General features: G+C 49.5%; 9 protein-coding genes. All 9 read left to right on the top strand.

All coding sequences use genetic code 11. From position 1 onward, the window contains the following. Positions 1–231: 231 nt before the first annotated feature. The 9 genes from QF041_RS12135 (at position 232) to QF041_RS12095 (ending at position 13,133) form a co-directional block, all read left to right on the top strand. Positions 232–1,614, top strand: coding sequence for an ABC transporter substrate-binding protein (locus tag QF041_RS12135; RefSeq protein WP_373461338.1), 1,383 nt, complete (start codon positions 232–234; stop codon positions 1,612–1,614). 124 nt (positions 1,615–1,738) lie between these two features. After that, positions 1,739–4,666 carry an extracellular solute-binding protein gene (locus QF041_RS12130; RefSeq protein ID WP_307414360.1) on the top strand — a complete coding sequence of 976 codons (2,928 nt, stop codon included), beginning with the start codon at positions 1,739–1,741 and terminating at the stop codon, positions 4,664–4,666. Positions 4,667–4,741: 75 nt separating this feature from the next. Continuing rightward, positions 4,742–5,653, top strand: coding sequence for a carbohydrate ABC transporter permease (locus QF041_RS12125; protein WP_047842211.1), 912 nt, complete (start codon positions 4,742–4,744; stop codon positions 5,651–5,653). Between the two features lie 2 nt (positions 5,654–5,655). Then, positions 5,656–6,519, top strand: a complete 864-nt coding sequence (locus QF041_RS12120) for a carbohydrate ABC transporter permease (protein ID WP_017689719.1) — start codon at positions 5,656–5,658, stop codon at positions 6,517–6,519. Positions 6,520–6,530: 11 nt separating this feature from the next. After that, positions 6,531–7,997 (top strand): NHL repeat-containing protein, encoded by a 1,467-nt coding sequence (locus tag QF041_RS12115; RefSeq protein WP_307414359.1) that lies wholly within the window; start codon positions 6,531–6,533, stop codon positions 7,995–7,997. Continuing rightward, positions 7,978–8,598 carry a YIP1 family protein gene (locus QF041_RS12110; protein ID WP_307414358.1) on the top strand — a complete coding sequence of 207 codons (621 nt, stop codon included), beginning with the start codon at positions 7,978–7,980 and terminating at the stop codon, positions 8,596–8,598. Before QF041_RS12115 ends, QF041_RS12110 begins: the two co-directional genes overlap by 20 nt. A 14-nt stretch (positions 8,599–8,612) precedes the next feature. Then, on the top strand, positions 8,613–11,198 hold the full coding sequence (locus tag QF041_RS12105; protein WP_307414357.1) for a DUF5696 domain-containing protein: 2,586 nt from the start codon (positions 8,613–8,615) through the stop codon (positions 11,196–11,198). After that, a complete protein-coding gene (locus QF041_RS12100) occupies positions 11,195–12,094 on the top strand; it encodes a carbohydrate ABC transporter permease (protein WP_076327086.1) in 900 nt (299 codons plus the stop codon). The genes QF041_RS12105 and QF041_RS12100 overlap by 4 nt, the downstream gene beginning before the upstream one ends. A gap of 28 nt (positions 12,095–12,122) precedes the next feature. After that, complete coding sequence (locus QF041_RS12095; protein WP_307414356.1) at positions 12,123–13,133, top strand: carbohydrate ABC transporter permease; 1,011 nt, start codon at positions 12,123–12,125, stop codon at positions 13,131–13,133. Positions 13,134–13,136: the final 3 nt, after the last annotated feature.

Here is a 13,136-nt window from a genome sequence, read left to right as displayed (position 1 = left end):
TGTAATACAGCTAAAATATAGCTTCATCAGCATTTTATCAGAATAAAACAGAAAATGTTAACAACAAAAATGTTGACGCTTACATTTTGCTGTGTTAAATTTTGTTTGTCAAAAACAAACAAGAAAATAACAAATGGTGGTGGTCGTTTATTTTCGATTGGTTGATGAGCGGGGTTAATGATTTAGGGTGAACCATGATTGGCATACACATTCGGGGAGGTTGTTAAAATCATGATGAGAAGATGGAATGTTCTACCTCTGATGTTATTGGCTGTGATTCTTTTTGTATCCGCTTGCAGTGGTGGGGGGACAACGCAGACGGAGACTGATGCAGAGGGAACAACGAACTCAGGCAACAGCACCGAAGTTGCTGAAACAGAGAAAGAAGACGTAGCGGAAGAAGCTGTGGCAAATGTGCCTGATCTGGGTGGACGTGTCATCAAGGTTGCGGCCTGGTGGGATCTGAAACCGGCGGGAGAGACGGCCTCGGATAAGGCCAGACTCGATAAAATTGCAGAGGTAGAGAAGAAATACAACGTGAAACTGGAGTTCGTCAACGTACCTTTCGAAGAATACATGAACAAATTCACAACGTCTGCACTAGCCGGCGAACCATTCGCTGACATCGTTCAGATGGAATATAAATCCGCACTACCTGCCATCCTCAAAGGGCAATTGTTGCCCATCTCCGAATTCACTACACCTGAGAACAACATTAACCAAGAGGCAAACCTGATTGCTAAATTCCCTGCCATTGCAGGCAACGAATACGCCTTCGAATCTCCAACCAGCATCGGTCTGGGACTTCACTATAATCGTGACTTGTTCAAAAAACTGTCATTACCTGATCCGCAGGAACTGTATAACCAAGGTGAATGGAATTGGGATAAATTCTTGGAACTCGCCAAACAGGCAACCAAAGATACGGATAATGACGGCAAAACAGATGTATACGGATTTTCTGGCTGGGCCCTTGATGTCGTTCGTCATTTTACTGCAGCCAACGGTGGAACCATCGTGGATGATACAAATAGCAAAGAAGGATTATCCGATCCGAAAACGATTGAAGCTGCTGAATTCGTCAAACGCCTGTATAACGTGGAGAATGTCGTGAAGGTCAAAACCGGTGACAAAACCAACTGGGAGGAAAGCAATACGTTCAAAGATGGAGATGTAGCTCTGTTCACCGCTGCTGAATGGCAGTTGGGCGATCTCACCTTTGCTGTTGGTGTTGTACCGATTCCGAACGGGCCACAGGGTAGCAAAGAGGTAACGTATGCAAACAACGCGGCATCAGCGAAGTTCATTCCAAAAGGTGTGGAGGATCCAAAGATCGTCTACCAAATCTATGAAGAGACCTTCGACATCCCGCAGATCGAAGAGTATCCAGGTCAAGATTATCTGGAGAGTCGTTATACCGATGAGAAGGATATTGCGATCATTCGCGAGCACATCGCTGGAACGGGCCGCATTTTGCTGGATGATGCTTACACGGGTTACCCATTTGGAGATTACGTGAACGATATCATCAAAAACAACGCTTCCGTGACAGCAACAGCCGAGAAATACAAAGCACAGGCACAAGCTGCAATTGATAAACTCGGAAAACAATAACAACACTTATCACCAGCAAACGATTCAGGCAGGGGCTCGTGTCGGCAATGTTGCACGTAGCCCCTTTTCCTGAACCACCAAATCGGCATTGCTGGCATCAGCCTTGATGAGGAGGACTCGTAGGATGGCTGGAATTCTACAACGTAAGACATGGATATCGTCCACAGTAATCATCGTGGCGGCAGCCTGCATCATTCTATATGTAACTACCGGCGCTGATGTAAAGAGTGCAAACATTCCGCCTGGCAGTCTGCCTGCCATTGAAGTGGATGCAGTCTTGCAGCAGACCCGGCAGAAAAAGGGATACGAACAGTATCGATCCGGAACGGATCAGGCTACACAGCCGAATGTGGACATCACCATTGAAGCAGGAGATTACATAAAAGCCGAAGGTGAAGACGTCCGCAAACTGACTAATTATGAGGGAATGGATGGTGTATCTCTCCATACCGGAGAGACCGGACAAGTCGATTGGACCATTAACGTGCCGGAGACCGGGCTGTATAACCTATCCGCCATCTATTATCCCGTTGAAGGCAAGAGTTCGGCCATTGAGCGTGCATTGTACATTGATGGTGAACTTCCTTTTGCGGAAGCCGCCTATTTGCAGTTTGACCGGGTGTGGGCCAATGAGAAAGATGTTGTTGAGCAGGATAATCAAGGAAATGATCTTCGTCCGAGACAAGTGGAGCAACCACGCTGGATGGAAGAAACGTTTCAGGACTCCGACGGGTACGAACAGACTCCATTCAAGTTTTATTTGGAAAAAGGAGAGCACACGCTAACACTAAAATCATCGCGTGAACCCATGGTGATTCGGTCCATTCGTCTTTTCAATGAGAAGACAGCTGTTCCTTACGCGGAGACTGCGGGGGCACAACAGTTGGATTCCTCCGGGCAGCCGAAGGATGTACTGATTCGCATTGAAGGAGAAGCCGCGATTGCCAAATCTTCACCTACGTTATACCCGACCAGCGAAAGGTCAAGTTCTGCTGTATCTCCTTACAGCGCTTCCCAGGTACGCATTAATACGATTGGCGGCTTTAACTGGCGTTTGCCAGGACAATGGATTGAATGGGAAGTGGATGTGCCGGAGAGTGGACTTTATCATATCGGTTTTACCGGACAGCAGAATTTTGTCAAAGGCATCTATTCCACACGCAAACTCACCATTGATGGTGAAGTTCCGTTTGCAGAGATGGCCAAAGCCCCTTTCCGTTATCAGAGTGACTATCGCATTGACGTCATGGGCGGTAAGGAAGCATACAAGTTTCACTTGGAAAAAGGAAAGCATGTGCTGCGGCTGGAGAACAGCCTCGGAGATTTTGCACCTCTTATCCGCAATGTGGAGGACAGTCTGTACAACTTGAACTCCATGTACCGACGAATTCTGATGATTACAGGTACGAAGCCTGATGAATTCCGGGATTACCGGGTGGAGAAACAGATTCCGAACCTGCTGGAAGTGTTCAGCGGGGAAAGTAAACGACTCAAAGACGTGGCCGCACAGCTTCGTCTTCTGTCAGGACAGTCCAGCGATCAGGAAGCGCTGATCAAGACGATGGCGTTGCAACTAGACGAGATGATCGACAAGCCGGATACCATTCCAAGACGGCTTGCGGCTTACAAAACCAACACGGGTGGTCTCGGAACATGGGTGCAGCAGGCACGAGAGCAACCCCTTGAGATCGATGCATTGTACGTCACTTCGATCGACCGTGATATTCCCGGAACAGGCATGGGACCACTCGCGAAGCTTGGTCATGAAGCCAAGATATTCTATCATTCGTTCTTCATTGATTATAACCAGATCGGCAATGTAGCCACTTCAGAAGATCAGCGCACGGTAACGGTCTGGATTGGTAGCGGACGAGACCAGGCGAATACGATGAAGGCGATGATCGACAAGACCTTCACACCAGACAGTGGCATTAACGTGAATCTGAAGCTGGTCAACATGGGAACCTTGCTGCCAGCGACGTTGTCCGGTGAAGGACCCGATGTTGCCATGCAGATCGGTAATGACCTGCCCGTGAACTTTGCGATGCGGAACTCGGCTGTAGATCTGACGCAATTCAGCGACTATAGCACCGTAGAACAGGAGTTCAGGGAAAGTGCAATTGTACCGTATGCCTATGATTCGGGCGTATATGCCCTACCGGAAACACAGACCTTTAACATGCTGTTTTATCGTAAAGACGTGCTCGAAGAACTCGGACTTGAAGTGCCTCAGAACTGGGAGGATGTCGAGGCTCTACTCGCGATTCTGAGCAAGAATCACATGGAATTCGGCATGCCGGTTGTGACCCAGGCGAATATGCAGGGTGTCAATATTCCGCCGAACTCGCAGTATGCAACGATGCTGCTCCAGAACGGCGGCGCCTTCTATCGTAACGATGACAAAGAATCGGATCTGGATTCCCGGATCGGAATCGAGACCTTTAAGCAGTGGACGGAATTCTACACCGATTACAAGCTGGAGCGGGAATATGATTTTGCCAATCGTTTCCGGACAGGACAGATGCCTATTGGACTAACGGATTACACCATGTACAACCAGTTGTCTGTATTTGCTCCGGAGATTCGGGGACTGTGGGGATTCGTTCCTGTCCCAGGAACCGTTCAGGCAGATGGTACCTTGAATCGTGACGTCCCAGGTGGAGGCAGCGCTGTCATGATGCTGGAGAGTGCCAAGGATCAGGACGCGGCGTGGGAGTTCATGAAGTGGTGGACCAGTACGCCGATTCAGGCTGAATTCGGACGGGAGATGGAAGGACTGATGGGTGCCGCTGCCCGTTATCCAACGGCCAACATCAAGGCGCTGGATTCCCTGCCGTGGCCTGCGGAGGATTACGCCAATCTCAAGGCACAGTTTGAGACGGTGAAGGGTATTCCTGAAGTACCCGGTGGTTATTTTACAGGCCGCCATCTGTTCAATGCATTTTACAAAACCGTTGTTGGCCAAGTGGAAGCCAGGGAATCCATCATGGATTATACCCAATATATTCAGGACGAGATTCGAGTCAAGCGTAATGAATTTGGTCTTCCGTAAGCAGAGGGAGGGTTAATCGTGCCACAAATATCACTCCGAGACGGACAAAACAGTCCTCCTGAGAAAGCGTCAAGGATGGGCATGAAATCGTGGTGGAGCTGGAAGCTCCAGGAAATGAAGGCCAGCAAACATTCCTATGTTCTGCTTGCACCTTATATGCTCCTGTTCCTCATGTTTACCGTGATTCCGGTTGTCATCTCGATCATACTCAGCTTCACCTACTTTAACATGCTGGAATTTCCGCGTTTTATTGGCTGGCAGAACTATACTCGTCTGTTTCTGGAGGATGATGTATTCCTGATTGCGATCAAGAATACGTTGTTGTTCGCCATTATTACCGGGCCCATCAGTTATATTGCCTGTTTTGTCTTCGCATGGATCATTAATGAGTTAACACCGAAATGGAGAGCGTTCATGACGCTGATCTTCTACGCGCCCTCCATTTCGGGCAATGTGTATTTTATCTGGCTGATGATCTTCTCCGGAGATCGTTATGGTATTGCCAATGGGCTGTTGATCAAATGGGGGTTTCTGCTGGAGCCAATCCAATGGCTGAAGACGGAAGCTTACATTATGCCCATCCTCATTCTCGTGCAGCTATGGCTGAGTCTCGGAACCGGATTTCTGGCGTTTATCGCTGGTTTGCAGACGGTGGACCGGACATTGTACGAAGCGGGAGCGGTGGATGGGATCAAAAATCGCTGGCAGGAACTATGGTACATTACCTTGCCTTCGATGCGTCCGCAGTTGATGTTCGGCGCAGTCATTCAGCTGACTACCTCGTTTGCCGTGGCCGATGTGTCGATCGCACTGGCCGGGTTCCCAAGCGTGAACTATGCGGCAGAGACGGTGGTCACCCATTTGATCGACTTTGGTACTACGCGCTTTGAGATGGGATACGCATCGGCGATTGCCACCGTGCTGTTCATGATTATGGTGGGCACCAACTTGCTGGTACAGAAACTGCTTCGAAGGGTGGGAGAATAGCTATGGCTGCAATTGCGACAGGCAAAAAGCGGGTGAATCGTTCGCTATCGGGAAGTCTCTCCCTGTTTGCCCTTCTGCTCGTATTTGGTGCCTTCATGGTGCTGCCGCTGATCTATGCAATCAACAATGCATTCAAACCATTGGATGAGATTTTCACCTTTCCACCAACGCTGTTTGTCAAAAATCCGACGTTCAGCAACTTTACGGATCTGCTGAATCTGCTGAGTGACTCGTGGGTGCCGTTCTCACGTTATATATTCAACACGGTGTTTATTACAGGTATCGGAATCGTAGGCCATGTGCTTCTGGCTTCCGCAGCGGCCTACCCGCTTGCCAAACACAAGTTTCCAGGTAAAGTATTCATGTTCCAGGTGGTTGTACTCTCACTAATGTTCACACCAGCGGTGACAGCCATTCCGAACTATATGATCATGTCTTGGCTCGGATGGATTGACACGTACTGGGCTGTTATCATTCCGGCATTTGCCTATTCACTCGGGTTGTACCTGATGAAGCAGTTCATGGAGCAGATCCCGGATGCGCTGCTGGAAGCAGCCAAGATTGATGGTGCCAGTGAATACCGGATCTTCTGGTCCATTGTTATGCCCAATGTGAAGCCAGCCTGGCTGACATTGATCATTCTGCTGTTCCAGATGTTATGGGGCAGTGATGGGAATGGATACATCTACAGCGAGCAGCTCAAGACCCTGCATTATGCAGCAGGTCAGATTATTCAGGGCGGAATATCCCGGGCAGGAGCGGGTGCTGCGGTAGCACTGATTTTGATGAGTGTGCCGATCACGCTATTTATTTTCTCTCAGAGCCGAATCATTGAGACGATGGCGAGCTCGGGCATGAAGGATTAAGGGGGAACGATATGGCACGCACAGTGAAAAGATGGCTTGTTCTCCTGGCGGCAGTATCTCTGCTGCTGGTGAATGCCGTGCCTGCGGCGGCCTCCCCGGCGCCGTATGAGAGTTATAACTACAACTACTGGAAAGAGGCTGTACCTTCACCAGATGCCTATCTGCCCGAGCGTACGATATCAGGCCGTGACCTCGGCATTAGTGAGTTCAAAGACCCCGGTGATGTGAACGTTTCACCCTCCGGGTTGATCTATATTTTGGATAGTGGCAACAGCCGAATTGTTGTATTGGACCCAGACTTTAAGCTGCTGCGCGTCATTGATGGATTCATGATGGATGGCAGCAAGGAGACCTTCAACCTTCCGGGCGGATTGTTCGTGGATGAGCAAGAACGCATATACGTCGCTGATACAAGCAACGGTCGTGTGGTTGTTCTGGATGGAGAGGGGAAGCTGATACAAACCATCACAAAGCCCGAGTCGGATATCCTGTCGACCCAATTCCAGTTCCAGCCCTTGAAACTGACGGTTGATCATGTAGGCCGAGTGTATGTTGTGGCACAGGGGGTATACGAAGGGATTATGCAGTTTGACGAGAGCGGGAAATTTATCGGATATGTCGGTACGAACAAAGTAGAGCGGGACTACGGCGAATATATCTGGCGCATGTTATCAACCAAAGCCCAGCGCGCACAGATGGTCCTGTTTGTCCCGACGGAGTTCTCCAATGCGGATATCGACCACAAAGGATTTGTGTATGCAACGAATATTGATCCCGGCTCGAATGAACCGATCAAACGGCTGAATCCGTCTGGTGAAGATGTGCTGAAGCGGTTTGGTTATGTTGACGTCAAAGGCGATATCCGGTTCCGTAACAATCCGGGTCCCTCCAAACTGATTGATGTGAAAGTGCTGGGCGACGGCATGTACAGTGTATTGGATGCGACACAGAACCGGGTGTTCACGTACGACGATGAAGGTCATCTGCTCTACATATATGGTGGCAAAGGAAATCAGGTTGGCACGCTCAAAACACCTGTCGCGATTGAACAATCCGGTGAGCGCCACTTGGTTCTGGATCGGGGGAAGAACAATCTTGTCGTATATGAGCCAACCCGTTTTGGTTCCCGTGTGAACGAAGCGGTGGCACTCCACTATCGCGGAGAGGACACGGAGGCCGTGAATATTTGGAGAGAAGTGCTGAAGCTGAATGCCAACTATGACATCGCTTATATTGGTATCGGCAAGTCCTTATTAATGGAGAAGAAAAACGAGGAAGCGCTGGGTTACTTCGAACTTGGGATGGATCGCAAGAGTTATTCTGTGGCGTTCAAGAGGCATCGGCGAGAGATGATGAAGGAACATTTTGGTACATTCCTGACCGCTGTAATCGCGCTGATTGTCATTCTGATCCTGACCCGAGTGGCGGTTAAATGGAGACGGAGGAGGCAGGTTGATCGTGAAGCAGGATTTCATTAAGTTTCCGCTGCATCTCATTTTTCACCCCATTGATGCATTCTGGGACCTCAAGTCGGATAACCGGGGACGGTTGCTCGTTGCTTTTGCAGCGCTCGTGCTCACCATCATCATGATGATTTTGCAGAAGCAGTATGCAGGATTTCTCGTCAATTACATCGATCCTCGCACGATTAACAGCATCATCGAGATCGCCACGGTTGCAGTGCCATTCTTTCTATGGTGCACAGCCAATTGGGCAGTAACGACTTTGATGGAAGGGGAAGGGAAATTCAGAGAAATCGTTCTGGCGACAGGTTACTCGCTCATTCCGGTTATTCTGATCTATGCCCCGATGATCGTAATCAGCCGGTTCATGGTGCAGGAGGAGACTGCTTTTTATTATCTTTTTAATAGCATCGCGTTCTTCTGGTTTGTGTTGCTTCTGTTCATTGGCATGATGACGGTGCACCAGTACACGGTGATTAGAACGATCATTACGATGGTTCTAACGCTCATTGTGATGGGCATTATCGTATTCCTTGGTGCTCTCGTCTTCAGCATGCTGCAACAGTTGTACGAATTCGGTTATAACATTTACCGTGAGTTGATTTTTCGGACCTAAAGGAGGCGGCATCCGTGAACAAAAGGCAACGACTATATACGGTGCTGGCTGGTGGTGCAGCTGTAATCATGATTGCAGCCGGGCTGCTGTATATAAACAACAGGGGGGTTCCAGCCGTTGAAGCCGCGGCTTATCTGGATACGACAACCACAGCCATGCCCGTCACGGAGGACCCGTTGCAGTTCCTTAGCGACTCTTCGCAGGGTGTACCTGGTATGCAGCTGGTCGCCGAAGATCAGAGACTCGCCCTGTACTATAACGAGGAGACAACGGAAATTGCAGTACGTGACGGGGAAAGTGGAGAGATCTGGTACAGCAATCCGAAAGAACGGGCTGAGGACGCTCTTGCTTCCGCGTATGAAAAAGAAGTGCTGTCCTCCCAGTTGAACGTGTCTTTCCGGGATGCGATGGGCACACTGGAGAATTTTCCGAATTTCAGTTCGAGTATTAGCAACAAACAATTCACAGTGGGCCAGATTGATCAGGGCATTCGGGTGAACTATACGCTTGGTGATACATCACTTGGTATTGATGCACTACCGAAGTTGATCAGCAAGCAGCGACTGGAGGAGAAGGTTCTTTCCAAGCTGGATGCTACTGTCGCAAGATACACATCTGCCCGATATTATCCAACCAAGAACAATCCGGATATTCTGGAACGGCTGGATGGACAGATTTCGAAGCAACTTGTGCTGAACAAGATGCTGGGTGCCTTTGAGACGGCGGGTTACACGGCGGACGATCTGGCTTTTGACAATCAGGAGAACGGGGTTGAAGGCGGAGGTGTGTCGGATAAGCCCAGCTTCGTCATTTCTGTCGAATACCGGCTGGATCAAGGGGCGCTTGTTGTGACTGTACCTCTGGGCCAAATAGAAGAAAGTGGGCAATACCGCATTCGGAACATTGATTTGCTCGCTTACTTTGGTGCTGCGGATACAAAGGGCGAGGGTTATATGCTCGTGCCTGACGGTTCCGGCAGCCTGATCCACCTGAACAACGGGAAAACCCAGGAAGAGCAGTATGTACAGCGTGTCTATGGCGCAGATCCCAATGATAATTCGCTCAGTCGTCCTCAGGTTAGTGAATCCGCGTATATGCCTGTGTTTGGTCTGAAGAACGGGGAGAATGCCTGGTTTGCGGTGATTGAAAAAGGGGACGGCATTGCCAGTATCTCTGCGGATATTGGAGGCAGGCAGAACAGTTACAACCACGTTCATGCGACCTTCTCCCTGCGGGGGGAGGATGAACTGGAGATGTACACCTCGCAGAAAATGCAGGAGATTCAGCTGCTTAGCGATGAGCCTTTCCGTGGAGATATTCAGGTCCGTTATCATTTCCTTCATGGAGAAGATGCCAGTTACTCGGGTATGGCCCGCCTGTATCAGCAGCAGTTGATCGAGCAGGATGTACTGAAGCCGCTCCCAGAACAGACGGAGTTGCCGTTCTATCTGGATGTACTTGGTGCAGTGGACAAAAAGGCTTCGTTCCTGAGTGTGCCCTATCGGACCACCTTAGCCATGACGACGTACGAACAGGCCACCGAAATGGCGGCGAAGTTACAGCAGGATGGTGTGAACCGCGTACAAATGCGGTATCAGGGATGGTTCGGTGGTGGCATCAGCCATCATACGCCAACCCAGGTGAAGTTGGACAGTGAAGTAGGCAGTCGTTCCGAGCTGCAAGCGTTGTCCGCTAAACTTGAGCAGTCGGGTGGAGCTTTGTTCCCGGATGTGGCTTTCCAGCACATTTATCACGATGATATGCGTTTTGCCCCTTCCTCGGATGCAGCGCGGTTTGTCACAAAGGAGACAGCAGAACTGTATCCATACAATCCTGCGCTTAATCGCATGGATCAGAGTAGGGACAGCTATTATTTGCTCTCAGCGGCCAAGCTTCCTTATGTAGTGGGTGAGTTTGCTGACAAATACAATCAACTGGACCTCGGCGGATTATCCCTCCGTGATCTTGGGCAAGTCCTGACTTCCGATTATCGGGATAGCCGGGTGATTCATCGGGAGACGGCGAAGCACATTGTGAAGGAACAGCTGGGACAGCTGGAACAGTCCTATCCGAACTTGATGATATCTGCCGCAAATAGCTACGCTTGGGGAAATGCACAACATGTTGTGAATGTACCCGCAGGATCAAGTCGCTTCAATATTACCGATGAAGAAGTTCCTTTTTATGCGATGGTTATTCATGGATACATGAACTATGCGGCATCTCCGATGAACACGTCGGGGGATCAGGATCTCCGCAAACAGTTACTGCGCAGCCTGGAGCTTGGGGCAGCTCCGTATTTTCAATGGACCTATGAACCATCATCCAGGCTGAAGCTGACGAATTATGATTCGGCCTACGCAACGGAGTATGCATATTGGGTAGATGACGCTGTTGCCTTGTATAAGCAGGCCAATGAAGTGCTGGGAGAACTGGAGAATGAGCAGATCCTGAAGCATGAACGCATCCAGGATGGCGTGGTCCGGATCACTTATACTGGCGGTACATCCATCCTTGTGAATTACAATGCGGATGCAGTAACCGTGGATGGAACAACGGTTGGCGGGACGGACTATGTGGTGGGAGGAGTGAACCGATGAGAACCATTCGATTATCGCTGAAGTCACGGAGAGCGCTGCTTGGACTTGCATTTATATCGCCGTGGCTGGTCGGTTTCATCTTCCTCTTTGCTACGCCACTCCTGCAATCGATTCGATTCAGTCTGAGTAATCTGTCCGTTGCTCCGGGCGGGTACGTTCTGGAATACGTTGGATTTAAAAATTTTAAGGATGCGCTTCTGGTTGATGCGACGTTCAACCGGATTCTGGTTGACTCGGTTGGAGCGATGCTGCTGAATGTGCCGATGATTTTGTTCTTCAGTCTGTTTACGGCGACACTACTTAACCAGAAGTTCAGAGGCAGAACGATGGCACGTGCAATCTTCTTCTTGCCGGTTATTCTGGCTTCCAGTGCAGTTGCAGCAGCTGAATCTGCGGGATTAATCAATCTGATGGGAGATGCAAGTGCGGTCGATGCATCTGCAGATGGCGGGGCTTCGTTCAATGTGGTGTCCATTGTGCGGATGCTGGCGGATGTGGGATTGCCGATGGCCTATGTGGATTACATTGTAGAAGCCATCATGCGGATCTATGAGATTATTAGCAGCTCTGGCGTCCAGATTTTGATCTTCCTCGCCGCGCTGCAATCGGTGCCGGGATCAATGTATGAGGTTGCGAAGATCGAAGGGGCTACTGCCTATGAATCATTCTGGAAGATTACATTTCCCATGGTCAGTCCGTTGATTCTGACAAATGTCATCTATACCATTATTGATTCATTTGCCGGGAGTCCAGTCACACAGGCCATCTATCAGACCGCATTCAAAACCCAGAACTTTGGCTTAAGCTCGGCGATGTCCTGGCTGTACACACTGGTGATTGGCCTTGTACTGATCGTAGTGGGCTGGGTGTTGTCAAGGCGGGTTCATTACAACTGACGGTTAACGTTGAGGGAGGCTTCAGATTATGGCTGCGTCAGGAACAGATCGCATGGTGGTGGTTCCAAAACAGAATTACCACATGCAGCGGGTACGAAACAAGACATCGGACCTTCTCTATTCCATTTTCAGATATGCACTGGTCATCGGCATTTCATTTATTATTTTATATCCGTTATTTCTCAAAGTTTCAGTCGCGTTCAAGGATAAGCAGGATATCTACAATCCGACGATCTATATGATTCCCCAGCATTTTACACTGGATAACATCCGGCTTGCAGCCCAAGTGATGGATTTTATGCCCTTGCTGGCGAACACCTTATTCTTTGTTACCATCACAACGCTTCTGACAGCCATATCCTGTGCACTTGCCGGATACGGCTTCGCCCGGTTCTCGTTTCCGGGTAGCAATGTGCTATTCATCCTGGTGATTCTGACTATTCTGGTTCCGACAAGTACGCTTATGGTACCGATGTATCTGCATTTCCGCAGCTTCGACTTTATGGGCATCATCCAGTTGTTCACGGGGAAAAACGGGATTAACCTGCTCAATACGTACTGGCCTTCAATGATTACGGCTGCTACGGCAGGAGGGCTGAAGGCGGGGCTATTCATCTATATCTTCCGGCAGTTTTTCAAGGGGATGCCGAAGGAAATCGAGGAGGCCGCACTGATTGACGGTGCAGGCGGATTCAAAACGTTTGCCCGAATCATGCTGCCCAATGCAATCTCGCCGTTGATTACGGTTATTCTGTTTTCGTTTGTATGGCAGTATAACGATACCTTCTATTCGGCATTATTCATGAGTGAAAGTCCACTGATCTCACTGAAGGTGGCTTCCTTGCCTGCACAGGCGAACCAGTTGATTCCGCAACTGATGGGCTTTGGTTCTAACTCGGGCATCAAGGCTGATCCGAACTATGTGGCGATGATCGTGGATACAGGCATTTTGCTGGCGATTGCACCGCTGATTATTCTGTATCTGTTTGTACAGCGCTATTTCGTTGAGAGCATTGAACGTTCTGGTGTAGTGGGTTAACAT

It is taken from the genome of Paenibacillus sp. W2I17 (genome assembly GCF_030815985.1).
In the GTDB taxonomy this organism is placed as follows: Bacteria; Bacillota; Bacilli; order Paenibacillales; family Paenibacillaceae; genus Paenibacillus.
The sequence above is the reverse complement of the archived record's forward strand: the minus strand, read 5'-3'. Positions and strand labels throughout refer to the sequence as shown.

What these genes read in the sequence shown, in the direction of transcription:
- QF041_RS12135 (WP_373461338.1), top strand. Translation starts at nt 232, where the DNA reads ATGATGAGAAGATGGAATGTTCTACCTCTGATGTTATTGGCTGTGATT.
- QF041_RS12130 (WP_307414360.1), top strand. Translation starts at nt 1,739, where the DNA reads ATGGCTGGAATTCTACAACGTAAGACATGGATATCGTCCACAGTAATC.
- QF041_RS12125 (WP_047842211.1), top strand. Translation starts at nt 4,742, where the DNA reads ATGGGCATGAAATCGTGGTGGAGCTGGAAGCTCCAGGAAATGAAGGCC.
- QF041_RS12120 (WP_017689719.1), top strand. Translation starts at nt 5,656, where the DNA reads ATGGCTGCAATTGCGACAGGCAAAAAGCGGGTGAATCGTTCGCTATCG.
- QF041_RS12115 (WP_307414359.1), top strand. Translation starts at nt 6,531, where the DNA reads ATGGCACGCACAGTGAAAAGATGGCTTGTTCTCCTGGCGGCAGTATCT.
- QF041_RS12100 (WP_076327086.1), top strand. Translation starts at nt 11,195, where the DNA reads ATGAGAACCATTCGATTATCGCTGAAGTCACGGAGAGCGCTGCTTGGA.
- QF041_RS12095 (WP_307414356.1), top strand. Translation starts at nt 12,123, where the DNA reads ATGGCTGCGTCAGGAACAGATCGCATGGTGGTGGTTCCAAAACAGAAT.